The following is a 23,494-nucleotide window of genomic DNA, read 5'->3' on the forward strand; positions in this document are numbered from 1 at the left end:
CTAGGAGACATAGACACTGGGGATTACTCCTCGACTTTACCGCCAGCCGCTTCAACAGCAGCTTTAGCGCCTTTAGTCACAGCAACACCTTGAATAGTGAATGCGCGAGTAATTTCACCAGAAAGTACGATACGAGCACGAGCCATATCTTTACGTACAACGTTCGCTGCTTTTAAAGTTTCAAGGCTAACGATGTCGCCTTCCACTTTAGCAAGCTCAGATAAACGTACTTCAGCAGTTTTCAAAGCGATTTGGCTAGTGAAACCGAATTTAGGTAAACGACGATATAACGCAGTTTGACCACCTTCGAATCCAGGACGTGTACCACCGCTCTTACGTGAGTTTTGACCTTTGATACCACGACCACCAGTCTTACCAACGCCAGAACCGATACCACGGCCTAGACGACGGGCTTCACGCTTAGCACCTTCTGCAGGTGCAAGTTCATTTAAACGCAGAGTCATGGCTTATTCCTCTACACTAACCATATAGTAGACTTGGTTGATCATACCACGGTTAGAAGGCGTATCTTGCACTTCTACAGTATGACCAATACGACGCAGACCTAAACCTTTAAGGCTAAGCTTGTGATTTTTCAAGCGGTGCGATGCAGATTTAGTCTGGGTAACTTTAATCGTTTTCATGATTGATTACCCTTGAATTTGTTCTACTGAAAGACCACGTTTCGCAGCAACCTTTTCAGGAGTTGTCATGTCACGCAAACCGTTAAAAGTTGCGTTCACTACGTTTGCAGCGTTAGTAGAACCACGGCATTTAGTCAATACGTTACGTACACCTGCAGCTTCTAAAACTGCACGCATAGAACCACCCGCAATTACACCAGTACCTTCAGATGCTGGTTGCATGTAAACACGGCTTGCACCATGACGCGCATGAATCGGGTGTTGTAAAGTACCATCTGCCAATTCGATAGTGATCATGTTACGACGTGCAGCTTCAAGTGCTTTAGAAATAGCAGCTGGAACTTCACGTGCTTTACCACGACCAAAACCTACGCGACCATTACCATCACCCACAACAGTTAATGCTGTGAAAGAGAAGATACGACCACCTTTAACAACTTTGGCTACACGATCAACGGCAACCAGCTTTTCAACAAGACCTTCGTTTTGTTCAACTTTAGCCATGATTAGAACTCCAAGCCGTTTTCACGAGCAGCATCAGCCAAGGCTTTGATACGACCATGATATTTAAAACCAGAACGGTCAAACGCAACTTTAGTTACGCCAGCTGCTTTCGCGCGTTCTGCAATTAAAGCACCTACTTTTTGAGCTGCTTCAACGTTACCAGTTGTACCAGCACGTAAAGTAGCATCTAAAGTTGAAGCTTGCGCTAAAACTTTGCCACCATCTGCTGAAATAACTTGAGCATAGATGTGACGCGGCGTGCGGTTTACACACAAACGAGTCGCACCCAATGCACGGATGTGCAAGCGTGTGCTTTTCGCACGACGCAAACGGGATTGTTTCTTTTCGTTCATAAGAACCTCGCGCCTTATTTCTTCTTAGCTTCTTTACGAAGAACAACTTCATCCGAATAACGAACACCTTTACCTTTATATGGCTCTGGTGGACGGTATCCACGGATATCCGCAGCAACTTGACCTAAAGCTGCTTTATCAGCAGATTTAAGGATAATTTCAGTTGCAGTTGGAGTTTCTGCAGTCACACCTTCAGGAAGGGTGTAATCGATTGGGTGTGAAAAACCAAGGTTAAGGTTAACAACGTTACCTTTTACCGCAGCTTTATAACCAACACCAATCAATTGCAACTTACGTTCAAAGCCTTCGCTCACACCTTTTACAAGGTTGTTAAGCACAGCGCGAGCAGTACCAGCTTGCATCCAAGCGTCTTTCGACTCAGCTTTAGGAGCAATAGCTAAAATACCGTCTTCCTGTTTTAGCTCGACCAGCGCATGCAGGTTGAAAGACAATGTACCTTTGCTGCCTTTCACTTCGACCTGCCGGCCGTTCTGAGTAACTGTAACACCGTTAGGTACAGTTACTGGGGCTTTAGCCACACGAGACATGAGGAATCACCTATTATTAAGAAACAAAAGCAATAACTTCACCACCGATACCTGCAGCACGTGCAGCGCGATCAGTCATGATGCCTTTGCTTGTAGAAACGATTGCAATACCTAAACCTTGCTTAACGCTTGGAAGTGCATCTTTACCGCGATACTGACGTAGACCTGGACGGCTTACGCGTTTCACAGTTTCGATAACTGGTTTGCCTTCATAGTATTTTAAAGTAATCGTTAATGTAGGTTTGCCTTCGTTGTCAGCCACTTCTACATTTGCGATATAACCTTCTTGTTGAAGTACGTTTGCAATAGCAACCTTCAACTTAGAATTAGGCATAGAAACAGTTTGTTTCTTTGCCATTTGGGCGTTACGAACACGCGTTAGCATGTCGGCAACGGTATCTTGCATACTCATTTATAGTGCTCCTTACCAGCTTGCCTTAACAACGCCCGGTACATCACCTTGCATTACTGTGTCACGTAATTTGTTACGGCTTAAACCGAACTTACGGAAGTAACCATGAGGACGACCAGTTAAACCACAACGGTTACGAAGACGTACTGGAGACGCATTACGTGGTAATGCTTGTAACTTCATCATCGCTTCGAAACGCTCTTCGTCGCTTGCATTTACGTTTGCAATCGTTGCTTTAAATTCAGCACGTTTTGCAGCGTATTTCGCAACAGTAGCTTCGCGTTTCAATTCGCGATTAATCATACCTTTCTTAGCCATATCGACCTCTTATTTGAACGGGAAGCCGAATGCACGCATAAGCGCACGGCCTTCGTCATCGGTGCGAGCAGTCGTAGTGATGGTGATGTCCATACCACGAATTTGATCAATCTTATCGAAATCGATTTCAGGGAACATGATTTGTTCCTTGAGACCCATAGAGTAGTTACCACGACCATCGAATGATTTCGAAGAGAAACCACGGAAGTCACGGATACGAGGGATCGCGATAGAGATCAAACGGTCTAAGAATTCGTACATACGTTCGCCGCGTAAAGTAACTTTACAACCAATCGGCCAACCATCACGGATTTTAAAACCAGCGATTGATTTACGAGCTAATGTTAAAACTGGTTTTTGACCAGCAATAGCTTGCATATCAGAAAGAGCGCCATCTAACAATTTCTTGTCAGCAGCTGCAGCACCAACACCCATGTTGATGGTAATTTTAGTGATGCGAGGGATCTCCATCACATTCTTAACGCCCAATTGTTCTTGTAATTGAGCCTTAAGTTCGTCGTTGTAACGTGTTTTAAGTCTGGCCATTGCCTATTTCAACCTATTACTTCGCCACCGCCACTGATTCACCATTCGATTTATAAACGCGAGTTTTCACGCCATCAATCGTTTGGTAACCAACACGGTCAGCCTTTTGGGTTGTAGCATTAAAAATTGCCACGTTTGAGATATGAAGCGAAGCTTCCTGCGTTACGATACCGCCTTCAGCGCCCGTAGCACGGTTTGGCTTCTGGTGCTTCTTAACCAAGTTAAGACCTTCGACCTTAACACGGTCATTAGAAACTGACAGAACAGTACCCTGTTTGCCTTTTTCTTTACCTGCGATCACAATTACTTGATCGCCTTTTTTAATCTTAGCCATGATTGCCTCTTATAGAACTTCAGGAGCCAATGAAATGATTTTCATGAACTGTTCAGTACGAAGTTCACGAGTCACTGGTCCGAAAATACGAGTTGCAATCGGTGCTTTGTTGTTATTCAAAATAACAGCAGCGTTATCATCAAAACGGATCACAGAACCGTCTGGACGACGAATACCGAACTTTGTACGTACAACAACAGCATTCATCACGTCACCTTTTTTAACACGTGCGCGTGGAATAGCTTCTTTTACAGTAACTTTAATAATGTCGCCAACAGAAGCATAACGACGATGTGAACCACCTAGTACTTTAATACATTGTACGCGGCGAGCACCACTGTTGTCAGCTACGTCAAGCATCGTTTCGGTTTGAATCATTGCCCTACTCCAAAACCGAGCATCACCGGTCACAATTTCGAAAGGCTCAAAGAGTACTCGAAATTGACCGATGATGCAACAAGAACGTTAATTACTCAGCAGCAGCTTCAACAACTTCAACTAAAGTCCATGACTTAGTTTTAGACATTGGGCGGCTTTCTTTGATGGTTACAACATCACCAATCTTGGCGGTATTGTTCTCATCATGAGCGTGTAATTTGGTTGAACGGCGAATCAATTTGCCATACAACGGGTGTTGAACTTGGCGTTCAATAAGGACAACAATAGATTTTTCCATTTTGTCGCTTACAACTTTGCCAGTTAACGTGCGGACTGTATTTTGACTCATTGCCCGTTCCCCTGTTTTTCGGTAAGGAGGGTCTTGATGCGTGCAATAGTTTTACGAGTAAGCGCAACTTCATGCGATTTACCCAATTGACCAGTTGCTTTCGCCATACGAAGACGGAATTGGTTAAGCTGTTGCTCATCAAGCAAAGCTGTCAACTCTTCTACCGACTTTTCACGTAGATCTTTAGTTTTCATTACATTACCGTCCGAGTCACGATAGTGGTTTTAAACGGAAGTTTAGCAGCAGCAAGCGTAAATGCTTCACGTGCCAATTCTTCGTTCACACCATCAATTTCGTACAAGACTTTACCTGGTTTGATTTGACAAACCCAATATTCCACAGAACCTTTACCTTTACCCATACGCACTTCAAGAGGCTTAGAAGTAATTGGTTTGTCTGGGAATACACGGATAAAGATCTTACCACCACGCTTAATACGACGGCTGATTGTACGACGTGCCGCTTCAATTTGACGCGCAGTCATTTGACCACGTTCAACTGATTTAAGAGCGATAGTACCGAAAGATACTGAGCTACCACGGTGCGCTAAGCCAGTGTTACGGCCTTTTTGCACCTTACGGAATTTAGTACGTTTAGGTTGCAACATGGATTATTCTCCTTTTTCAGCAGAACGATCATTGCGACGACCACGACGCTCTTGACCTTCACCACGACCGCGACCGCGTTTAGCTGGACGTTCTTCAGCAGGTGCTGGGTTCATGACTTGTTTCATGCCACCCAAGATTTCACCACGGAATACCCAAACTTTAACGCCAATCGTACCGTAAGTAGTTTCAGCACGCATAGTTGCATAGTCGATGTCCGCACGAAGTGTATGCAAAGGTACACGACCTTCACGATACCATTCAGTACGTGCAATCTCTGCACCACCTAAACGACCAGAAACTTCAACTTTGATACCTTTAGCACCAGCACGCATAGAGTTCTGTACCGCACGCTTCATAGCACGACGGAACATTACACGCTTTTCTAATTGAGAAGCGATTGCTTCAGCAACTAAACGTGCATCTAAGTCTGGACGGTCAATTTCGTTGATGCTTACTTGCGCAGGAACACCCATAATAGATGTTAATTCGCGTTGTAATTTCTCAATGTCTTCGCCTTTTTTACCGATTACGATACCAGGACGCGCAGTGCTAATTGTTACTTTAGCAGCACCCGTTGGACGTTCGATAAGAATATTGCTTACCATTGCGTTCTTAAGTTTTTTAGTTAAAAACTCACGAACTTGAAGGTCTTTAAGCAAGTATTCAGCGTATTGTTTCGGATTCGCATACCAGTTAGCGTTATGACGTTTCACAACACCTAGGCGGATACCGATTGGATGAACCTTCTGACCCATATCAAACCCCTACCTTAACGGTGATGTGACAAGTACGCTTAGTAATACGATCTGCACGGCCTTTAGCACGTGGCATAATACGTTTAAGGCTCATGCCTTCATCAACGTAAATCGTAGATACTTTAAGGTCGTCTACATCTAAACTGTTATTGTGTTCAGCATTTGCAATTGCAGATTCCAATGCTTTCTTAACTAAAACAGCAGCTTTTTTGTTGCTGAAGTTTAAAATGTTAAGTGCATGCGCAACAGATTTGCCGCGGATAAGATCTGCAACCAAACGTGCTTTTTGTGCCGAGATAGCGGCACCGCGTAATTTAGCAGTTACTTCCATCATAGCACCTATTAACGTTTAGACTTCTTGTCAACACCGTGACCACGATAGGTACGAGTTGGCGCGAATTCACCGAGTTTATGACCAACCATGTGTTCAGAGATAATCACTGGAACATGGTTACGACCATTGTGAACAGAAATTGTTAAACCAACAAAATCTGGGAGGATCATCGAACGACGCGACCAAGTTTTGATCGGCTTACGGTTATTAGCCGCGATTGCCGCTTCAACCTTAGCGAACAAGTGCGCATCGACGAATGGGCCTTTTTTCAGAGAACGAGGCATTGTCAGATTCCTTTACTTGTTACTTAACGCGACGGTCGCGAATAATCATCTTAGTCGTACGCTTGTTGGTACGTGTCTTGTACCCTTTAGCTTTTTGACCCCATGGGCTTACAGGTTGGATACCTTTAGTACGCCCTTCACCACCACCGTGCGGGTGATCAACCGGGTTCATTGCCATACCACGAACGGTAGGACGAACACCACGCCAGCGCGAAGCACCTGCTTTACCAAGTGAACGAAGGTTGCTTTCTGAGTTAGATACTTCACCTAACACAGCGCGACACTCAACGTGCACTTTACGCATTTCGCCTGAACGTAGACGAACGATAGCGTATGAACCGTCACGACCCAACAATTGAACCGAAGTACCAGCAGAACGCGCTAATTGAGCACCTTTACCGATTTTAAGTTCGATGTTGTGAAGAGTAGCACCGATTGGCATATTACGAAGTGGTAAGCAGTTACCTGGACGAATTGGAGCATCGTTACCAGATTGAACTTGATCACCAGCACGTAAACCTTTAGGCGCAATAATATAACGACGTTCACCGTCAGCATACTTCAACAATGCGATGTGTGCAGTACGGTTTGGATCGTATTCAATACGCTCTACAACAGCAGGAATGCCATCTTTATTACGTTTGAAGTCTACGATACGGTAGTGTTGCTTATGACCACCACCAACGTGACGTGTAGTAATGTGACCGTTGTTGTTACGACCACCAGTACGTTTTTTAGCTTCTACCAACGGCGCATAAGGCGCACCTTTGTGAAGATGGTCGTGAACGACTTTCTCTACAAAGCGACGTCCTGGAGACGTTGGCTTACATTTTTGAATCGGCATAAATTTCGTCCTTATTCCGCTGCGCTTTCAGCGGTATCGCCCAAGTCAGCCATTTCAACATCTTGGCCAGCTTTCAGGGTGACGTATGCTTTTTTAACATCAGAACGGCGCCCCAATGTACGACCAAAGCGCTTAGTCTTACCTTTAGTGATAGTCGTGTTAACTTTAACAACTTCCACACCAAATAATTGCTCAACTGCTTTTTTGATTTCAAGTTTGTTTGCATTTAATGCAACTTTGAATACTTGAACACCAGCAGTTTCGCCTAAAACTTGTGCTTTTTCTGAAAATACAGGTCCTTGTAGGACTTGATATAAACGTTCGTTGTTCATCCGAGTTCTACCTCAATTTTCTTAGCAGCAGCAACAGACATTACAACTTTGTCGAACGCGATCAAGCTAACAGGATCGATTGCAGTAGCATCAACCACATCAACGTGTGGAAGGTTACGCGCTGCAAGATATAGATTCTCATCTACAGCTTCAGTTACGATCAATGCGCGAGTTGCATTCAAGTCGTTAAGTTTTGCAAGCAATGCTTTAGTTTTAGGAGCTTCAACAACAAACTCTTCAACCAATACAAGACGATCTTGGCGAACAAGTTCAGCTAAGATACATTGCATTGCACCGCGGTACATTTTGCGGTTAACTTTTTGAGACCAATCTTGTGGACGAGCAGCAAAAGTTTTACCACCACCAACCCAGATTGGGCTACGAATAGAACCAGCACGAGCGCGGCCAGTACCTTTTTGACGGAATGGTTTTTTACCACCGCCAGAAACGTCTGCACGTGATTTCTGAGCTTTAGAGCCTTGACGACCACCAGCTAAGTAAGCTGTAACAACTTGGTGTACAAGTGCTTCATTGAATTCACGACCGAACGCAACTTCAGATAACTCAACAGCAGAGCCGGAAACAGTATTTAAATTCACGTTATTTCCCCTCAAGCCTTGATCGTAGGACGTACAGTTACGTCACCACCAGTCGCACCAGGAATCGCACCTTTAACAACAAGAACTGAACGCTCTGTGTCGATAGATACAATTTCAAGACCCTGTACAGTTACGCGTTCAGCACCTAAATGGCCAGCCATTTTTTTGCCTTTGAATACGCGACCAGGAGTCTGGTTTTGACCTGTAGAACCTAGAACACGGTGAGAAACAGAGTTACCGTGAGTAGCGTCTTGAGTACGGAAGTTCCAACGCTTAACACCACCTTGGAAACCCTTACCTTTAGACTGACCAGTAACGTCAACGATCTGACCTACTGTGAACAAATCTACACCGATAGTTCCGCCAACTTCACGACCTTCAAGGTCAGCTTCTGTAGCACGAAATTCTTGAACTAAACGACCAGCAGCAACACCCGCTTTAGCGAAGTGACCTTTCTGAGCGTTAGTTACGCGAGATTCGCGACGTTCACCAGTAGTAACCTGAATTGCTTGATAACCATCTGTTTCAAGCGTTTTGATTTGAGTGATGCGGTTAGGATCAACCTCAATCACTGTAACAGGTACAGAAACACCAGCATCTGTAAAGATACGGGTCATACCGCACTTGCGACCGACTAAACCAATAGCCATGTGCATAAACCTCTAAAAAAGCGGCCTAATTAACTTAGAGTGTTAATTAACCGAAAGCCTTAACCCAATGCAATCTGAACATCAACACCAGCTGCTAGATCTAATTTCATCAACGCATCAACAGTTTTATCTGTAGGTTGAACGATGTCGATCAAACGCTTATAAGTACGAATTTCGTACTGGTCACGCGCATCTTTGTTTACGTGTGGTGATGTTAAAACGTTGAAGCGTTCGATGCGAGTTGGCATCGGGATTGGACCACACACTTGTGCGCCAGTACGCTTAGCGGTTTCTACGATTTCTTGAGCAGATTGATCAATCAGACGGTGATCAAAAGACTTCAAACGGATACGAATTCTCTGGTTAGACATACCAGTTAACTCCAAGCCAAATATATAAAGAATCACCCTTGACGCATCTCACCCCACTAATTTAAGGCAAGTGTCAAAGGCAGTGAATTATCACTAAGGTCATGATCGATGCCACGACTGTCACGATGTTAACTACTTTCTTCGCAGTTAACCCCCTTGCATAAAGGGTCGCCCATTATAACGATTGTTTAATGCATAAGCAAATCCCTTTTAGCCTTTATTGCTTTATTTTTCATGTTCTACCAATTTAATGATAGATCAATTCCAGCCATTAGCTCTCAAGTGCTTGTTTGTGCGAGTAAATAATCAATTGCTCGATTTAGCAATTGATTACCTGGCTGAAATTGACGACTTGTGCTGCGTTTCAATTCATCAGCCGCTTGCACATACGCGCCAGAAAAGATATTTTTCTCGGCATCATTATCTAAAAACAATTGTAGTACCTGTGGGGTGATTTCAGGATGGAACTGGAAACCGAGGACATGGTTGCCTATTTGATAAAGCTGATTGGTACAAACGGGGTTGGTAGCTAAGCGTATAGCACCTTTTGGTAATTCAAAGGTTTCACCATGCCATTGCATCACCTTAATTTGATCAGGCAGCTCAAAACAGGAAGCAGGTACATCACTGACCTTATACACATCATGCCAACCACGTTCTTGTTCAGGATTACGACTGACTGCTGCGCCAAGTGCATTAGCAATTAATTGCCCACCCAGACACAAACCAATTGCAGGCTTACCCAGAGACAAATAGCGACGAATCCAGCGTTTTTCTATTTTCAACCATGGGAAATTTGCCTCATCGTTTACACTCATGGCGCCGCCCATCACAATCAACAAATCAACATCTTCTACCCGTGGCAGGGCTTCAATTTCGATATTTTGTTCAGGCGGCAAGGCAAAAAATTCTGTTGCACTGATTTGTGCCTGCATCTGCTTTAAATAGGAATAGCAACTTCCGAACCCTTCTCCAGCAATGTGCTGAAAATAATGCACTCTTAATGGCGCTTGCATTTTACTCATCCTTTCTCATGTCTACCCCTGAGCTTCTGCAAAAATAGCGCCAACTTCAACAGTCATGTTGTATTTTTAAACAGTTCCGATTTTTTATAGCCTAAAGTCTGTGTTTCTCTTAAGCTAAAGCCAATACAGATTGATTTACCTGAGTGAACCTGTGAAAAAAAATGCTCAAACTGCTTTAATTCATGCACCAAGACGTGCCCCACAATATATTTCAAGTGTACAACCTCCCCTATTTCGTGCATCGACCATTATTTTTGAAAATACCAATGCCTTATTCAACCGCCATTGGACAGATGCTTATGACTATAGTTATGGCACACACGGCACCCCAACCACCTTTACCCTTGCCGACCAAATTGCGCAATTAGAAGGTGGGCAATACGCCTTACTTGCACCGAGCGGACTGTCTGCCATTAATTTGGTGAATTCCTGCTTTTTAAGTCAAGGCGATGAAGTCTGGGTGGCCGACAATATTTACGGCCCAAACATGGAGCATTTACGCAATTTAGAGCAGCGTTACGGCATCACCGTTCAAGTCTACAATCCAATTGATGTCGATAGCTTTCAACCTTCTGCCCAAGCCAAACTGATTTGGCTAGAAGCGGCAGGTTCGGTCACACTAGAGTTTCCAAACCTAACTGCATTAGTCAAAAAAGCCAAATCACATCACATGCTCACAGCCTTAGATAATACTTGGGGTGCAGGACTTGCGTTTAATGCTTTCAATTTTGGTGATGAACATTTAAGTGTCGATATAAGCGTCCATGCCCTGACCAAATACCCAAGTGGTGGTGGTGACATTTTAATGGGGTCTGTCGTGACCCGTGATCAACACTTACATCATCAACTGTTTCGTATGCATGCCATTCAAGGTATTTGTGTATCGGGTGATGATGTCGCGCAAGTACAACGCAGTTTGGCTTCGATGCAACTACGTTATGAGCACCAAGCAAAAAGTACGATTGATTTACTCAACTGGCTAAAAGTACAACCGCAATTTGCTCAGGTGTTGCATCCTACCGATGCCACATCTGCAGGGCATGTGTATTGGAAAGAAATTTGTCGCGATGGGCACAGTGCAGGTTTGGTTAGCGTAATTTTTAAGCCTGAATATGATTTAGCCGCTGTACGTCAATTCTGTGATGGATTATCTTTATTTAAACTGGGGTTTAGTTGGGGTGGCCCGCTTAGCTTGGTCATGTTGTACGATTTAAAACCAATGCGCCATCTTGAGCATAAGCATTTAGCCCAAGGCATCTTGGTTCGCTTCTGTATAGGCTTAGAACATCCTGCAGATTTAATTCAAGATATTCAGCAAGCCTTGCAGCATTTGCCCAATACCTAAAAATTAGGTCTGACGTCAATACTTTCAATTTTAATAATAGTGACAGATTAAGGATAAAATATGAGTACAGCCATCGTCATTGCTAAAAAAACTGCCGATGTTCAACAAGATGTGGTTTTACATTCTCAATTTGCCAACCGCCATGGGTTAATTGCAGGAGCAACAGGTACAGGTAAAACCGTCACGCTTAAAGTCTTAGCAGAAAACTTTTCCCGCATTGGCGTGCCTGTATTTTTGGCCGATGCTAAAGGTGATGTATCTAGCCTTGCCAAAGCAGGCAGCAGCAGCCCAAAGTTTGATGCACGTATTAAGAGCTTGGGCATTGAAAGCATTCCGTTTGCAGCATCTCCTGTGGTGTTTTGGGATTTATTTGCCGAACAGGGTCATCCAATTCGTACCACCATTTCTGAAATTGGCCCGTTATTATTGGCGCAAATGCTGAACTTGAATGATACCCAAGAAGGCGTGTTGTCTGCGGTATTCCGTATTGCCGATGATCAGGGCTTATTGCTGATTGATTTTAAGGATTTAAAAGCCATGCTGACCTATGTCAGCGAGCATGCCAGTGAATTTAAAGCCGAGTATGGCAATCTTTCTCCGGCCAGTTTGGGTGCGATTCAGCGTAATTTACTGGCTTTAGCCGATCAGGGCGGTGATAAATTCTTTGGTGAACCGAGTTTGGATATTTTGGATTTTATTCAAACTGACAGTCAGGGACGCGGCAATATTAATGTCTTGGCTGCAGACAAACTCATGAACACGCCAAAACTGTACGCTACCTTTTTATTGTGGATGTTATCGGAACTGTTTGAACAATTGCCTGAAGTGGGCGATATGGACAAGCCAAAACTGGTGTTCTTTTTTGATGAAGCACACTTGTTATTTGACAATGCCAGCAAAGCCCTGCAAGAAAAAATTGAACAAGTGGTACGCTTAATTCGCTCTAAAGGCGTGGGGATTTATTTTGTGACCCAGAACCCGCTAGACCTCCCTGAAAGCGTGTTGGGGCAGTTGGGTAACCGTGTACAACATGCTTTACGTGCTTTCACACCTAAAGATCAAAAAGCAGTAAAAACTGCCGCAGATACATTCCGTGCCAACCCAGACTTTAAAGTTGAACAAGCCATTACCGAACTTGCGGTAGGTGAAGCCTTAATTAGTTGCTTAGATGAACAAGGCACACCGCAAATTGTAGAACGCGCTTGGGTAATGCCGCCCTACTCATCGTTTAGCCCAATTAGCACAGAAGAACGTCAAGCCTGTATCAGCCAAAGTGTTATTGCAGGTGTTTATGAGCAGCAGCTAGATCGTGAAAGTGCTTATGAAATGCTGCAACAAAAAGTTGAACAACGTCAGCAACAAACGGCAGCAGCAGAACAAGCTAAAATTGAAGCCAAAGAAGCTGAAGCTCGCGCCAAGCAAGAGGCTAAAGAGGCCGAGGCACTGGCCAAACAACAAGCGCGCGAGCAAGAACGTCTAGCCCGCGAACAGCAAAAAGAAGCAGAACGCGCTGCCAAACAGCGTGAAAAACTGACTCAGGATATTGTGGGTACCTTTGCCAAAAGCGCAGCACGCAGCTTAGGCGGTTCTACAGGGCAGAAAATTGTACGAGGTTTGTTAGGGTCATTATTTGGTAAGAAATAGCATGTTATAAACGATGAGGTTTGTATAGATTTCATTCATGGATGCACCATCCAAAACCTAAATGAACACTTACAAACCTCTCGCTGTCACATCTACAAACCCCATAAAAACTTTAAAAATAATGGGATATTTTTATAATCCATATTTTTTTTAAGGTTTCACAAAAAAATGTTTGCAATCCTTATTTATAAGATGTATTTTGAATACATCTTATAAATAACAGCCATGAGAGATCGAACATGACTCCACAGCAAATTGACCTTGTAAAAGCAACTGTTCCTGTACTCCGTGAAAATGGTGTCGCACTGACTGGTTATTTCTATAACCGCATGTTGGGGAATAATCCTGATCTAAAAGAAACCTTTAACATGGGTCACCAACGTAGTGGTGCGCAGGCTCAAGCGCTTGCAGGTGCTGTATTGGCTTATGCTGAAAACATTGAAGATCCTTCTGTGCTTGCGCCTGTGATTGAATTGATTGCCCACAAACACGTGAGCTTAAACATTCAAGCACCTGACTATAATATTGTGGGCGAAAACCTACTTCACTCTATTAGCGAAGTATTAAATATTTCAATGGAAGATCCTCTAATTGATGCATGGGCAGCTGCTTATGGTCAGTTAGCAGAAGTGTTTATTAATGCTGAACGTGCAATCTACGAACAACACGAACAAACTAAAGGCAGCTGGTTAGGCTGGCGTAATTTCAAAATTGCCAAGAAAGTTGTAGAAAGTGACGAAATCACTTCAATCTACTTTGAGCCAGTAGATGGCGGCGATTTACCAAAATACGAAGCAGGTCAATATATTTCAGTACGTGTATTTGTTCCTGAACTTGGCTTGAAGCAACCACGTCAATACACACTATCGACTAGCCCACAACAAGATTACTTACGCATTTCTGTAAAACGTGAGCCAGGCAATGGTGCAGATAAAGTTGCAGGTTGGGTATCGAACGTATTGCACCAATTACCAGAAGGTTCTGAAGTTGAAGTATCTGCACCAACAGGTAACTTCTTCCTCATCGACAGCAACAAACGTAATGTCTTCATTAGTGGTGGCGTAGGCTTAACACCAATGATTGCGATGTTGAATCAATTAGTGACTTTAGATGTACCACAACCTGTGACATTCATTCACGCATGTCGTAGCAAACAAGTGCATGCGATGAAACAGCATCTTCAAGACTTAACTGCGAAATGTCCACGTATTCATACGTTGACTGCGTATGAGTTCCCGAACGAAGGTGATGTACTGGGTCAAGATTACGATGTTGCTGGTCGTTTAGACCTCAGCACTGTAGATGCAGCGCTGTTACCAGCCGATGCAGATTACTACTTATGTGGTCCAATGCCATTCATGGCAGAACAGCGCAAAGCTTTACTTGCGCGTGGCATCAAAGATGAGCAAATCCATAGCGAAGCGTTTGGTACAGGTGGTGTTCGCCACTAATCTAAAGCGTTAAAAGCTAATAGGTAAGGCTAGTCTAGTTATGCTAGACTAGCCTTAATTTATTTGTATTTAAAAAAACATCTGTGCGATCATGCAATTAAATAAATTCACCGACTATGCGCTGCGTATTTTAATGTATATCTCGCGTCCTCGAGATGTACCCTATACCATTGCGGAAATTGCACAGGATTTGCATGTTTCCCAGAACCATCTGGTAAAAATCGTTCACTTTATGGGTAAGCAAGGATGGCTAATTACCACTCGTGGTAAAGGTGGCGGGATTCGCTTGCATCCTGAAGCATTGCCTTTGCGTTTAGGTCATGTGGTGAGAATCCTGCAAGGTGAAAATCAAATTGTAGAGTGTAATACCCCGCCCTGCGTGCTGCGTGCGCAATGTGGACTAAAAGGCATTCTCAATCAGGCAATGGAACAGTTTTATCAAAGCTTAGATCAATACAGCTTGGGTGAAGTATTACAGCCTGTACCCAATTTACAGTTCAGTACACAATCTCCAATCCCACTGATTCATCTTTAAAGCAACTTAAACGGTCAAAGCAATATCATCCTAGATGTTGCTTTTTTCGGGCATTCAGAGCGCAAAGGTCGCTTGCCTGTATGACTTGCTTTATAATGCCTGTTTGTAGACCATGAATTGAAGTTAAGTTATGCACCATAGCAGAGGAAAATCGAAAAACAGTAAGGCAGCAGCACAGCCACGGCAGAAAATTAGCTACGAGAAAAAAGTAGACCCTGCCATTACTGAATACTCTGTTCGCGCCTTAAACTGGCTGCGTAAAGCCGAGTTTTTAATGAGTGCGCCTAAACTGAATTTATGTGTAGAAGATACTGGCTACGAAGTGGCTTTTGCAGGACGCTCCAACGCAGGTAAGTCCAGTGCAATTAATGCTTTAACCAATCAAAAACAATTGGCACGTGCTTCTAAAAAACCGGGTCGTACTCAAATGATCAACTTCTTTAGTTTGGGCAACCCTGAACAGCGTTTGGTCGATTTACCTGGTTATGGTTATGCAGCCGTACCTGAAGCCATGAAAATTGTGTGGCAAAAAGAACTCGAAAATTACTTGATTCATCGTAAAAGCTTACAAGGCTTGGTGTTACTGATGGATATTCGCCATCCCTTACAACACTTTGATGTGATGATGTTGGAATGGGCGTATTCGCGTAAATTATTCGTGCATGTATTGCTCACCAAATCGGATAAACTCAACCGTGGCCCAGCCAATAAAGTATTGCTTGAAGTCAAACAACAGTTGAAAAAGATGAAACTAGATTTCTCGATTCAATTGTTTTCATCACTCAACAAGCAAGGCTTGGAAGAGCTGGCAAGTGTGATGGGCGGACGTTTGAACTTTACCTTAGAACAAGCGCATCAATTTGATTTAGACAGCATTCCTGAAGCAACAGGCGATGATGTTGATGTTGATGTTGATGTTGATGTTGATGTTGATGTTGATGTTGATCAGCCTGAATTTTTAGAAACTGACAAGCCAACTGCATCTAATACCGAAACCAAATAATCCATTAAATTACTGACTATTGGTCTATCAAATAAAGTCCTATTCGTTCAATCTCGAATAGGACTTTTTATTTGTATGTCCACCTACATTTTACAGCGTAATCACAATTTGCCTCACCACCAAAGTTGCACTTTACAACCCCTCAAGAAATGCCCTACTGTCAAGATCATAACAATTAGCCACTTCAATAATGACATGAGATATGGAGATCAAACATGCAGGCACACATTTCAGTGATTACCTTAGCGGTAGAAGATTTACAACGTGCACTCGATTTTTACCGCGACGGCTTAGGACTTGTAACTGAAGGCATTATTGGACAGGAATTTGAACAAGGTGCGGTGGTCTTTTTTGAACTGCAAGCAGGCTTAAAACTGGCTTTATGGTCTAAACAAAGTTTACAACAAGATACAGGCTTAACAGGTACAGCCAGCAGTGCTGCACAAATCACTTTAGGACATAATGTACATAGCCCACTCGAGGTCGATCAGGTATTGAAACAAGCAAAAAATGCAGGTGCGAAAATTTTAAAACCTGCACAGAGCACCTTTTACGGCGGTTATGCAGGTTATTTTCAGGACTTAGATGGTCATATTTGGGAAGTGGCCTACAGCCCATGTTGGGATTAATCTGCTTTGGCTCATGTCTTTACATAGCACAATAAAACAGAATGATGCTGAAAACTTGATTCGATTTTAAACCCATTATCAGGAATGCAGTGCAGGGTCATCACGAGTATGCCGATCGACCACCACACTAATCATCATATCGCCCTGCACATTGACCACAGTACGCACAGTATCCAACAAACGGTCGATCGGCAATAAAATCGCAATCGCTTCTGCAGGCAAGCCCACCGATTGTAATACCATAATCATCGTCACCATACCTGCGCTTGGAATACCAGGCGCGCCCAAAGAAGCGATCATGGCTGTGGCACAGACAATTAATTGCTGTCCTAAACTTAAATCCAGCCCCATTAAATTGGCAACAAACAAAGCCGCTGCAGCTTCATACAATGCCGTTCCATCCATATTCAGTTGTGTACCTAACGGGATCACAAAGCCTGCAGTTTGCGGACGCACACCTAAATTTTCCTGCGCACATTTCATCGAAAGTGGCATAGTGGCAGAACTGGAACTGGTGGCAAAAGCCGTAATTAAGGCAGCACGTGTGCCTTTAAAAAAGGTGATCGGATCCATTTTGCCAAATATCCACAACAGCAAAGGCAAGACCACCACACCATGAAAAATCGTGGTGCCCGTGACCACTGCAGCAAACTCTGCCAAACGACTCAGGACTGAAATATCTTCGGTCGCAACCAACTTAGTCAATAAAGCAAAAATCCCCAAAGGTGCCAGTTTCATTACCCAGCCAATCATCAACATCATAATTTCAAAAAATTGCTGACTGAGTTTACGTACCGTTTTAAAGTGCTCCCCGCCTTTGACCAGCGCCACACCCACCAATAAGGCAAATATCACCACTGCCAAAACATTACCCTCGGCAAAAGCTTTAAACGGATTGATTAAGGTGTTTTGAATGAAATTGGTAAAAAACGAAGACGGCGTAAGCGTGTCTGGGCTTTGATGCTGCGCCATAGCATCTTGAAACATCACAATATCTACGCCTTTACCCACTGCAAATAAATGCGCACACGCCAAACCTAAAATTAAAGCCAAAGTCGTGGTGGTGACACAACACGCCAACGTAATTTTCCAGACTCGACTCAATTGCCCTACAGCCTGTAAGTTCGACACACCGACCACAATTGAGCTAAAAATTAGTGGGATCAGCAGCATTTTCAGTAAACCAATAAAAATACTGCTCATTAAACCAATGCCATACAAACTGGCGCTAAAAAATGTGCTGTCTGGAAATAGATTCAGAATAAAACCAAACACCACACCCAAAATTGCGGCAATTAGAATTTGTGTATTGAGGCTCATACGCAATTGAGTTTTTTAATGTGATGTGTGGACTATGCCATGTGGCTGAAATTGAATCGAGTATTATTTTTCTAGCGCACTTTGATTAGGTTCAGATCGTGCTTCAGGATGTAAAAAAGCCGACATGAATGTCGGCTGATGAATGTAGATTTTAAAGGCTATATTTTATTGCGTTTCGATTTCACGTAAACGAATCAAGCCTTCCTGACTGGTGCTACACACCAATTCACCATTTTGCCACATGCGCCCAAAGTTCAAACCACGCGAACTAGTGCTAATGGTGGCTTCCATGTCGTACAGCATCCAGTCATCCACACGGAACGGTTTATGGAAATACATGGCATGGTCAATACTGGCACACTGCAAACTTGGTGATAAATAGCTCAAACCATGCGGACGCAGTGCTGTGGTCATTAACGTGAAGTCTGAATAAAATGCCGCAATTGCCTGATGCAAAGACACTTCATCCACCTCTGGTGAAATGCTGTCATGGGTACGAATGTAGTGTGCATAAGCAGGTGCTTCAGGCTGCGGTAAAAATGGATTGCTCGGATTAATCGGGCGAATCTCCACCAAGCGATCACGCATAAAACTGGCACGCACATTTTCAGGTACAAACTCGACAATATGCTGTTTGAGTTCCGCTTCGTTTTTTAAAGCTTCTGCTGCAGGATAGTTTGGCTCTGAAATTTGATAATTCAGACCGTCTTCCAACGGCGCAAAGGACACCATCGCAGTAAAAATGGTACGCCCATGCTGAATGGCACGTACTTGACGGCTAGAAAAACTTTTACCATCACGCAAACGGTCAACTTCATAAATAATAGGTGCGTTGACATCGCCACCAAACAAGAAATAGGCATGCAATGAGTGCGCAGGACGATCAGTGGTATAAGATGCAGCACGTAAAGCCTGTCCCAAAACCTGTCCACCAAAAACACGTTTACCCACCAAGTTACGACTGATACCTCGGTAGATATTTTCTTCTAACTTTTCTAAACAAAGAAGTTCAACCAGCTCTTGTGTGAGTGCGTTCATAACTAACCTATGTATGGCGGAAATTGGGGATGCAAGATCGACGTCGATGAAAAAATAAATCGTCAAAATAAACTGACTATTTTAAGCCTGCTATTTTGCCATAGATTCTGCATCTTTTACCCATCAAAGACTGACCGCTGTGTCACAACTTAGCCGATCAATTTTGCTAAAAATACGATTTTTAACGATAAAATCTAACAATATTCATGCAAATTATCTAAAAATGCAGCGCGATTATTAGATACAATGACGCAAAATAAATTCCCTACTGGCTAGGGACTTAGGTGATGAAGTAGGAGTGAATATGTCCAAGCGTGGTTTTGGTCAAATGTATCGTCAGCTTTCTGGTAAGCTGCTTGACCTTGTGGTGACACCGCATGTTTTGGGTGAAGTCCCTGTCAAGGATGCGCAAAGTGTAGACTCAAATGCCACTCGCACCAAGATAACTTGCTACGTATTGCAAAATCACTCACGCAGCAATGCCTTGGTGGTCGATGGCGAAACACGTCGCTTAAAACTCACGCCTGCGCTTGATCCATTGGTGATGGGTTCACATAAAGAAAAAGCCTCGATTCTGTTTTTACAGCATCACGATGAGAACAACCTACTCAATCCACCACCTTATGCTTTTCCGCCACGCTTGTTACGTTTAATTGAACAATTAGAACAACACCCAGAACTTGATATTGAATTGGTACCTGTGACCGTGTTGTGGGGACGTTCTCCAGACAAAGAGGATTCGTGGTTTAAACTACTGTTTACCGATACGTGGGCAACGCCTGGCACAGTCAAGCAGTTAATGAATATTGGGGTGCATGGTCGTCAGTCTTATTTGGAATTTCACGAGCCACAATCATTACGCGCTTTAATTGAACATGCCAAAACTGAGCATCCGAACCTGTCGTCTGCGACCTTTATTGTTAACACTCTAAATAATTACTTAGATGGACAACGTGAAGTCGTACTTGGCCCAGACTTGTCTGACCGCCGCAATGTCATGCTCAGTCTGATTAAATCTCCCGATGTGCAAGATGCCATTCGTCGTGAAAGTTTACGCAGTAAAATTAGCGTGATTGAAGCCGAGCGTCGTGCGATTGGTTATTTAAATGAAATCGTGTCGGACTACTCTCATGCAGCGGTACGCTTTGCCGATATGGCACTGACCCGCTTATGGACACAATTGTACGATGGCGTGGAAGTGCATAATTTTAGTACCGTGCGCGAACTGGCCAAAGACTATGAAATTATCTATACCCCATGTCACCGCAGTCATATCGACTATTTATTGCTGTCTTATGTGATTTACAAACGCGGCATGATGGTGCCGTACATTGCTGCGGGCGATAACCTGAATATGCCATTTGTAGGTCAATTGCTTCGTGGTGGCGGTGCGTTTTTTATCCGTCGTACTTTCCGTGGCAACGGCTTATACACAACCGTCTTTAAAGAATATTTATTCAGTATTTTGTCGCGTAACACGCCGCTTGAATACTTTATTGAAGGTGGACGTTCACGTACAGGCCGCTTGTTGCCACCAAAAACAGGCATGCTCGCCATGACCATTCACAGTCATTTGCGTGGTCGTGCTAAACCGATTGCTTTTGTGCCAACTTATATTGGTTATGAACGCCTGATGGAAGGTTCAACCTATGTCGGTGAAATGCAAGGCAAGCCAAAAGAATCTGAATCGCTAATGGGCATTTTAAAAACCATGCGCAAGATTGAACGGATTTTTGGCAAGGTGCATGTCAATTTTGGCGAACCTGTGTTTTTAGATGATGTTCTAAAACAACACGATGCCGAACACATCAGCATTGAAAAAAATGATGATCCTATTCCACCACAAGTGTCAGATGCAGTGAATACTTCAGCACATGCGATTTTGGAAAACATTAACCGTGCTGCGGTAATTAACCCGGTATCTTTGTTATCGCTGATTTTACTGGCAACACCAAAACATACCTTGGATGAAGAAATTTGTGTGAAGCAGTTAGACACTTACCGTAATCTGCTCACTGCCCTGCCTTATGATGAGCGCACTCAAGTCACACCATTATCAGGTAAAGAAATTATTGCCTACGGCTTAAAACTCAAACTGATTAAACGAGTGCAGCACGTTTTGGGCGATATTATCGCGATTGAAGACCATCAGGCGGTGTTACTCACCTACTTCCGCAACAATATTTTGCATGCCTTTGTCTTACCATCTTTAATTGCAGCATTGGTGAAACATAATGGTTCGATTCGTCGTGGTGATTTAATCAACGTCATTCGTACTTTATATCCGTTCCTGAAAGCTGAGTTGTTCTTGAAATGGCAAGATCAGGAACTCAAAGAACGGATTTGTGCCTATGTAGAAGCGTTAATTCAGGCCAAATTGATTTCTGAAGATGTGGAAGGCAACTTAATTTCACCTGCACCAAATAGTGAAGACCATAACCAGTTGGTAGTATTGGCTGCACCTGTAATGCAGAGTTTAGAGCGTTATTACATGACACTGGCGCTGATTACACAACGCGGCTCAGGCAATATTTCGGCACGTCAGGTCGAAGAACTCAGCCATTTGGTCGGTCAGCGTTTGTCGGTGCTGTATGAATTCAACTCACCTGAATTCTTTGACAAAGCCTTGTTCCAAAGCTTTATTAAAGTCTTAACTCAGCAAGGTTATATCAGCACCAACAGTGACAATGCGATTGTGTTTGATGATAACTTTAAAAACGTCGCACAATACGCCAATTTGGTGTTGGATGATGTGACTTTACAGATGCTGCAACACATCACCACCTTTAGCGATGAAGAATTGCGTGAGGCGTTAGAGGCTCTTGCTGCACAACAGGCGAAGAAACGCTTAAAACGTAAGAAGAAGTAATTTTCACACAAAAAAACATAGCGATCTGTATAGCAATAGGTCGCTATGCTTTAAATTGAATATAGAATAAAGTTTATAGCATTGATAAAATCATACACCTAAGCGCATTAATTTCTCTTGAATTGCATCACTCACAAATGCATTCAAAGAACTCTCCTCCGAAGCTAAAACAGCTTTGCGATGTAATTCAGGACTGATACGAACATTAAATGTTCCCTTGAATGGCTGATCAGGTTTCTTCCCTAATTCTGCACAAGAATCTAAATATCCATCTACCGATTCCTGAAAAGCTTGCTCAAGTGTTTTTAAGGTTTCAGCCTCATAAGTAATAAGATCTCGAATGAACGCCAATTTTCCAAACAACTCACCTGTTTCAAGGTCTGGTTCAATCGTCCCGAGATAACCTTTGTATTTAAAATAACTCATAAAAAACCCTCCTGCTTGAGTGCTTGCTTTACAGCTTTCAATGCCCCACCTTTGATTTCATTTTCAGGGTGAGGTCGATGCAGTAAAATCATGTGCTCGGTTTTGAGGTTTTGACATCCTCCCCCCCTTAAAAGAGGGTGATTCCTACAGCTAGACGCTTATGCCCAAGCGCAAGAATGTTTAAAGCTGAGTTTATATCTCGATCATGAGCTGTACCACAGCTCATGCACTCCCATTCTCTTATTCCAAGATCTGTCCTACCTTTGGGACTACTTGAGGTGATCTCACCGCAGCACGAACAGATTTGGGTGGTATAGGCTTCTTGGACTTCTTCAAACAATACGCCTGCGTTCTCGCATTTATACTTGAGCATTGTTTTTAGTGCCGAAAATCCTGTATCCAAAACAGATTTTGCCATTTTGGTTTTTACTAATTTTTTAGCACTCAAGTCACCTACAATAATCAATGCATTTTCATTCACAAGCTTGGTGCTTGCTTTATGCAAATGATCTTTTCGACTATTTGCAATCTTGGCGTGTAATGCACGAACACGCTTCTTATTCCTGGCTCTCTGAGCAATACCTAATGTCTGCTCATATTTTCGATAGAATTTTGGATTTGAAATTACAGTGCCATCAGAACAGGTGGCAATATCTTTCAAGCCTAGATCAATACCAATCGCTTTGGTTGCTGTCGATTTATCTTGCTTAGGCGATTCAACAACAAGACATACATACCAACGCCCACGGCTATCCTCTACAAATGAACCTATTTTTAACGTGTATTTGCTTAAACCGTAGCTATCCCAAAGCTTAAATTGGTGTTTTCCATACTGGACATATCCAGTGGCATATTTGATAGCCACCTTTTTAAAGGGAACCCATCCCAAAGAGCGCCTTGCTGATTTTTTATTGCTGATACGCCATTTCAGCTTTGCCTTTTTAAATTGCTTTCTTCGGGTGACTAATTCTTCAGTTACAGCCTGAATGGTTTGACTATGTAAATTACATTCTTTGGATGTGCCTTTCGTATATTTGGCAATATCA

General features: G+C 43.2%; 33 protein-coding genes. 7 read left to right on the forward strand and 26 right to left on the reverse strand.

Features of this window, described 5'->3' with window-relative positions; genetic code table 11:
* Positions 1–23: 23 nt before the first annotated feature.
* The 22 genes from rplO to FTU66_RS08030 all read right to left on the reverse strand — a co-directional run bounded on the left by rplO (position 24) and on the right by FTU66_RS08030 (position 10,179).
* Entirely contained in the window at positions 24–464 is a 441-nt protein-coding gene (rplO, locus tag FTU66_RS07925) for a 50S ribosomal protein L15 (protein WP_004974728.1), read from the reverse strand.
* A gap of 3 nt (positions 465–467) precedes the next feature.
* Entirely contained in the window at positions 468–644 is a 177-nt protein-coding gene (gene rpmD, locus FTU66_RS07930) for a 50S ribosomal protein L30 (RefSeq protein ID WP_004786899.1), read from the reverse strand.
* A gap of 6 nt (positions 645–650) precedes the next feature.
* The gene (gene rpsE / locus FTU66_RS07935; RefSeq protein WP_004974725.1) at positions 651–1,148 is read right to left on the reverse strand and encodes a 30S ribosomal protein S5; all 498 of its coding nucleotides are present in this window, start codon (positions 1,146–1,148) and stop codon (positions 651–653) included.
* Between the two features lie 2 nt (positions 1,149–1,150).
* Positions 1,151–1,501 (reverse strand): 50S ribosomal protein L18, encoded by a 351-nt coding sequence (rplR, locus tag FTU66_RS07940; protein WP_004281497.1) that lies wholly within the window; start codon positions 1,499–1,501, stop codon positions 1,151–1,153.
* Positions 1,502–1,515: 14 nt separating this feature from the next.
* Positions 1,516–2,049, reverse strand: a complete 534-nt coding sequence (gene rplF / locus FTU66_RS07945; RefSeq protein WP_004974722.1) for a 50S ribosomal protein L6 — start codon at positions 2,047–2,049, stop codon at positions 1,516–1,518.
* 16 nt (positions 2,050–2,065) lie between these two features.
* A complete protein-coding gene (gene rpsH, locus FTU66_RS07950; RefSeq protein WP_004974720.1) occupies positions 2,066–2,461 on the reverse strand; it encodes a 30S ribosomal protein S8 in 396 nt (131 codons plus the stop codon).
* A gap of 12 nt (positions 2,462–2,473) precedes the next feature.
* Complete coding sequence (rpsN, locus tag FTU66_RS07955; RefSeq protein WP_180112598.1) at positions 2,474–2,779, reverse strand: 30S ribosomal protein S14; 306 nt, start codon at positions 2,777–2,779, stop codon at positions 2,474–2,476.
* 9 nt (positions 2,780–2,788) lie between these two features.
* Entirely contained in the window at positions 2,789–3,325 is a 537-nt protein-coding gene (gene rplE, locus FTU66_RS07960) for a 50S ribosomal protein L5 (RefSeq protein WP_004974719.1), read from the reverse strand.
* 16 nt (positions 3,326–3,341) lie between these two features.
* A complete protein-coding gene (gene rplX, locus FTU66_RS07965) occupies positions 3,342–3,659 on the reverse strand; it encodes a 50S ribosomal protein L24 (RefSeq protein WP_004974717.1) in 318 nt (105 codons plus the stop codon).
* Between the two features lie 9 nt (positions 3,660–3,668).
* Positions 3,669–4,037 (reverse strand): 50S ribosomal protein L14, encoded by a 369-nt coding sequence (gene rplN, locus FTU66_RS07970; RefSeq protein WP_001982634.1) that lies wholly within the window; start codon positions 4,035–4,037, stop codon positions 3,669–3,671.
* Between the two features lie 91 nt (positions 4,038–4,128).
* On the reverse strand, positions 4,129–4,386 hold the full coding sequence (rpsQ, locus tag FTU66_RS07975) for a 30S ribosomal protein S17 (protein WP_004974714.1): 258 nt from the start codon (positions 4,384–4,386) through the stop codon (positions 4,129–4,131).
* The gene (rpmC, locus tag FTU66_RS07980) at positions 4,383–4,580 is read right to left on the reverse strand and encodes a 50S ribosomal protein L29 (protein ID WP_004650482.1); all 198 of its coding nucleotides are present in this window, start codon (positions 4,578–4,580) and stop codon (positions 4,383–4,385) included. Before rpmC ends, rpsQ begins: the two co-directional genes overlap by 4 nt.
* Entirely contained in the window at positions 4,580–4,993 is a 414-nt protein-coding gene (rplP, locus tag FTU66_RS07985; protein ID WP_004691317.1) for a 50S ribosomal protein L16, read from the reverse strand. The genes rpmC and rplP overlap by 1 nt, the downstream gene beginning before the upstream one ends.
* A 3-nt stretch (positions 4,994–4,996) precedes the next feature.
* Complete coding sequence (rpsC, locus tag FTU66_RS07990; RefSeq protein ID WP_004974711.1) at positions 4,997–5,749, reverse strand: 30S ribosomal protein S3; 753 nt, start codon at positions 5,747–5,749, stop codon at positions 4,997–4,999.
* Between the two features lies 1 nt (position 5,750).
* Positions 5,751–6,080, reverse strand: coding sequence for a 50S ribosomal protein L22 (rplV, locus tag FTU66_RS07995; RefSeq protein ID WP_001982638.1), 330 nt, complete (start codon positions 6,078–6,080; stop codon positions 5,751–5,753).
* 11 nt (positions 6,081–6,091) lie between these two features.
* Positions 6,092–6,367 (reverse strand): 30S ribosomal protein S19, encoded by a 276-nt coding sequence (rpsS, locus tag FTU66_RS08000; protein ID WP_004673001.1) that lies wholly within the window; start codon positions 6,365–6,367, stop codon positions 6,092–6,094.
* Between the two features lie 19 nt (positions 6,368–6,386).
* On the reverse strand, positions 6,387–7,211 hold the full coding sequence (gene rplB / locus FTU66_RS08005) for a 50S ribosomal protein L2 (RefSeq protein ID WP_004974706.1): 825 nt from the start codon (positions 7,209–7,211) through the stop codon (positions 6,387–6,389).
* A gap of 11 nt (positions 7,212–7,222) precedes the next feature.
* Positions 7,223–7,543, reverse strand: a complete 321-nt coding sequence (rplW, locus tag FTU66_RS08010; RefSeq protein ID WP_004974703.1) for a 50S ribosomal protein L23 — start codon at positions 7,541–7,543, stop codon at positions 7,223–7,225.
* A complete protein-coding gene (rplD, locus tag FTU66_RS08015) occupies positions 7,540–8,142 on the reverse strand; it encodes a 50S ribosomal protein L4 (RefSeq protein WP_019836861.1) in 603 nt (200 codons plus the stop codon). The genes rplW and rplD overlap by 4 nt, the downstream gene beginning before the upstream one ends.
* An 11-nt stretch (positions 8,143–8,153) precedes the next feature.
* Positions 8,154–8,792, reverse strand: a complete 639-nt coding sequence (gene rplC / locus FTU66_RS08020) for a 50S ribosomal protein L3 (RefSeq protein ID WP_026438075.1) — start codon at positions 8,790–8,792, stop codon at positions 8,154–8,156.
* Positions 8,793–8,851: 59 nt separating this feature from the next.
* Complete coding sequence (gene rpsJ, locus FTU66_RS08025; RefSeq protein WP_000070912.1) at positions 8,852–9,163, reverse strand: 30S ribosomal protein S10; 312 nt, start codon at positions 9,161–9,163, stop codon at positions 8,852–8,854.
* Between the two features lie 278 nt (positions 9,164–9,441).
* Positions 9,442–10,179 carry a type 1 glutamine amidotransferase gene (locus FTU66_RS08030; protein WP_019836863.1) on the reverse strand — a complete coding sequence of 246 codons (738 nt, stop codon included), beginning with the start codon at positions 10,177–10,179 and terminating at the stop codon, positions 9,442–9,444.
* Positions 10,180–10,339: 160 nt separating this feature from the next.
* Here FTU66_RS08030 and FTU66_RS08035 point away from each other — a divergent pair, with 160 nt between their 5' ends.
* From FTU66_RS08035 to FTU66_RS08060, 6 genes are all read left to right on the forward strand, one after another.
* On the forward strand, positions 10,340–11,533 hold the full coding sequence (locus tag FTU66_RS08035) for a PLP-dependent transferase (RefSeq protein WP_180112599.1): 1,194 nt from the start codon (positions 10,340–10,342) through the stop codon (positions 11,531–11,533).
* Positions 11,534–11,593: 60 nt separating this feature from the next.
* Entirely contained in the window at positions 11,594–13,177 is a 1,584-nt protein-coding gene (locus tag FTU66_RS08040) for a helicase HerA-like domain-containing protein (protein WP_180112600.1), read from the forward strand.
* A gap of 239 nt (positions 13,178–13,416) precedes the next feature.
* Positions 13,417–14,628, forward strand: a complete 1,212-nt coding sequence (gene hmpA, locus FTU66_RS08045; RefSeq protein WP_004974691.1) for an NO-inducible flavohemoprotein — start codon at positions 13,417–13,419, stop codon at positions 14,626–14,628.
* Positions 14,629–14,719: 91 nt separating this feature from the next.
* Entirely contained in the window at positions 14,720–15,163 is a 444-nt protein-coding gene (locus tag FTU66_RS08050; RefSeq protein WP_004974689.1) for an Rrf2 family transcriptional regulator, read from the forward strand.
* Between the two features lie 130 nt (positions 15,164–15,293).
* The gene (gene yihA, locus FTU66_RS08055; protein WP_180112601.1) at positions 15,294–16,166 is read left to right on the forward strand and encodes a ribosome biogenesis GTP-binding protein YihA/YsxC; all 873 of its coding nucleotides are present in this window, start codon (positions 15,294–15,296) and stop codon (positions 16,164–16,166) included.
* 215 nt (positions 16,167–16,381) lie between these two features.
* On the forward strand, positions 16,382–16,795 hold the full coding sequence (locus FTU66_RS08060; RefSeq protein ID WP_019836869.1) for a VOC family protein: 414 nt from the start codon (positions 16,382–16,384) through the stop codon (positions 16,793–16,795).
* Between the two features lie 78 nt (positions 16,796–16,873).
* Here the strand turns inward: FTU66_RS08060 and FTU66_RS08065 are convergent, their stop codons facing one another.
* Both FTU66_RS08065 and FTU66_RS08070 read right to left on the reverse strand, forming a co-directional pair.
* Positions 16,874–18,115, reverse strand: coding sequence for a dicarboxylate/amino acid:cation symporter (locus FTU66_RS08065; protein ID WP_180112602.1), 1,242 nt, complete (start codon positions 18,113–18,115; stop codon positions 16,874–16,876).
* Positions 18,116–18,280: 165 nt separating this feature from the next.
* Positions 18,281–19,153: an acyl-CoA thioesterase II gene (locus FTU66_RS08070; protein ID WP_004974677.1), complete on the reverse strand. Its 873-nt coding sequence runs from the start codon at positions 19,151–19,153 to the stop codon at positions 18,281–18,283.
* Positions 19,154–19,457: 304 nt separating this feature from the next.
* Here FTU66_RS08070 and plsB point away from each other — a divergent pair, with 304 nt between their 5' ends.
* Positions 19,458–22,022, forward strand: a complete 2,565-nt coding sequence (gene plsB, locus FTU66_RS08075; RefSeq protein ID WP_180112603.1) for a glycerol-3-phosphate 1-O-acyltransferase PlsB — start codon at positions 19,458–19,460, stop codon at positions 22,020–22,022.
* A 90-nt stretch (positions 22,023–22,112) separates the two neighbouring features.
* Here plsB and FTU66_RS08080 read toward each other — a convergent pair whose 3' ends face one another.
* Together FTU66_RS08080 and FTU66_RS08085 are read right to left on the reverse strand one after the other, a co-directional pair.
* Positions 22,113–22,448 (reverse strand): type II toxin-antitoxin system HicB family antitoxin, encoded by a 336-nt coding sequence (locus tag FTU66_RS08080; protein ID WP_004974672.1) that lies wholly within the window; start codon positions 22,446–22,448, stop codon positions 22,113–22,115.
* 127 nt (positions 22,449–22,575) lie between these two features.
* Positions 22,576–23,494, reverse strand: a 919-nt coding sequence (locus FTU66_RS08085) for an RNA-guided endonuclease TnpB family protein (RefSeq protein ID WP_180112604.1), incomplete at its 5' end; no start/stop codon positions are given.

The sequence above is a fragment of the Acinetobacter sp. YH12131 genome (genome assembly GCF_013418635.1).
Lineage (GTDB): Bacteria > Pseudomonadota > Gammaproteobacteria > Pseudomonadales > Moraxellaceae > Acinetobacter > Acinetobacter towneri.

Excerpts from the sequence above, each read along its gene's own strand:
- rplO (WP_004974728.1), bottom strand. The coding sequence starts at position 464 with ATGACTCTGCGTTTAAATGAACTTGCACCTGCAGAAGGTGCTAAGCGT.
- rpmD (WP_004786899.1), bottom strand. The coding sequence starts at position 644 with ATGAAAACGATTAAAGTTACCCAGACTAAATCTGCATCGCACCGCTTG.
- rpsE (WP_004974725.1), bottom strand. The coding sequence starts at position 1,148 with ATGGCTAAAGTTGAACAAAACGAAGGTCTTGTTGAAAAGCTGGTTGCC.
- rplR (WP_004281497.1), bottom strand. The coding sequence starts at position 1,501 with ATGAACGAAAAGAAACAATCCCGTTTGCGTCGTGCGAAAAGCACACGC.
- rplF (WP_004974722.1), bottom strand. The coding sequence starts at position 2,049 with ATGTCTCGTGTGGCTAAAGCCCCAGTAACTGTACCTAACGGTGTTACA.
- rpsH (WP_004974720.1), bottom strand. The coding sequence starts at position 2,461 with ATGAGTATGCAAGATACCGTTGCCGACATGCTAACGCGTGTTCGTAAC.
- rpsN (WP_180112598.1), bottom strand. The coding sequence starts at position 2,779 with ATGGCTAAGAAAGGTATGATTAATCGCGAATTGAAACGCGAAGCTACT.
- rplE (WP_004974719.1), bottom strand. The coding sequence starts at position 3,325 with ATGGCCAGACTTAAAACACGTTACAACGACGAACTTAAGGCTCAATTA.
- rplX (WP_004974717.1), bottom strand. The coding sequence starts at position 3,659 with ATGGCTAAGATTAAAAAAGGCGATCAAGTAATTGTGATCGCAGGTAAA.
- rplN (WP_001982634.1), bottom strand. The coding sequence starts at position 4,037 with ATGATTCAAACCGAAACGATGCTTGACGTAGCTGACAACAGTGGTGCT.
- rpsQ (WP_004974714.1), bottom strand. The coding sequence starts at position 4,386 with ATGAGTCAAAATACAGTCCGCACGTTAACTGGCAAAGTTGTAAGCGAC.
- rpmC (WP_004650482.1), bottom strand. The coding sequence starts at position 4,580 with ATGAAAACTAAAGATCTACGTGAAAAGTCGGTAGAAGAGTTGACAGCT.
- rplP (WP_004691317.1), bottom strand. The coding sequence starts at position 4,993 with ATGTTGCAACCTAAACGTACTAAATTCCGTAAGGTGCAAAAAGGCCGT.
- rpsC (WP_004974711.1), bottom strand. The coding sequence starts at position 5,749 with ATGGGTCAGAAGGTTCATCCAATCGGTATCCGCCTAGGTGTTGTGAAA.
- rplV (WP_001982638.1), bottom strand. The coding sequence starts at position 6,080 with ATGGAAGTAACTGCTAAATTACGCGGTGCCGCTATCTCGGCACAAAAA.
- rpsS (WP_004673001.1), bottom strand. The coding sequence starts at position 6,367 with ATGCCTCGTTCTCTGAAAAAAGGCCCATTCGTCGATGCGCACTTGTTC.
- rplB (WP_004974706.1), bottom strand. The coding sequence starts at position 7,211 with ATGCCGATTCAAAAATGTAAGCCAACGTCTCCAGGACGTCGCTTTGTA.
- rplW (WP_004974703.1), bottom strand. The coding sequence starts at position 7,543 with ATGAACAACGAACGTTTATATCAAGTCCTACAAGGACCTGTATTTTCA.
- rplC (WP_026438075.1), bottom strand. The coding sequence starts at position 8,792 with ATGGCTATTGGTTTAGTCGGTCGCAAGTGCGGTATGACCCGTATCTTT.
- rpsJ (WP_000070912.1), bottom strand. The coding sequence starts at position 9,163 with ATGTCTAACCAGAGAATTCGTATCCGTTTGAAGTCTTTTGATCACCGT.
- FTU66_RS08030 (WP_019836863.1), bottom strand. The coding sequence starts at position 10,179 with ATGCAAGCGCCATTAAGAGTGCATTATTTTCAGCACATTGCTGGAGAA.
- FTU66_RS08040 (WP_180112600.1), top strand. The coding sequence starts at position 11,594 with ATGAGTACAGCCATCGTCATTGCTAAAAAAACTGCCGATGTTCAACAA.
- hmpA (WP_004974691.1), top strand. The coding sequence starts at position 13,417 with ATGACTCCACAGCAAATTGACCTTGTAAAAGCAACTGTTCCTGTACTC.
- FTU66_RS08050 (WP_004974689.1), top strand. The coding sequence starts at position 14,720 with ATGCAATTAAATAAATTCACCGACTATGCGCTGCGTATTTTAATGTAT.
- yihA (WP_180112601.1), top strand. The coding sequence starts at position 15,294 with ATGCACCATAGCAGAGGAAAATCGAAAAACAGTAAGGCAGCAGCACAG.
- FTU66_RS08060 (WP_019836869.1), top strand. The coding sequence starts at position 16,382 with ATGCAGGCACACATTTCAGTGATTACCTTAGCGGTAGAAGATTTACAA.
- FTU66_RS08065 (WP_180112602.1), bottom strand. The coding sequence starts at position 18,115 with ATGAGCCTCAATACACAAATTCTAATTGCCGCAATTTTGGGTGTGGTG.
- FTU66_RS08070 (WP_004974677.1), bottom strand. The coding sequence starts at position 19,153 with ATGAACGCACTCACACAAGAGCTGGTTGAACTTCTTTGTTTAGAAAAG.
- plsB (WP_180112603.1), top strand. The coding sequence starts at position 19,458 with ATGTCCAAGCGTGGTTTTGGTCAAATGTATCGTCAGCTTTCTGGTAAG.
- FTU66_RS08080 (WP_004974672.1), bottom strand. The coding sequence starts at position 22,448 with ATGAGTTATTTTAAATACAAAGGTTATCTCGGGACGATTGAACCAGAC.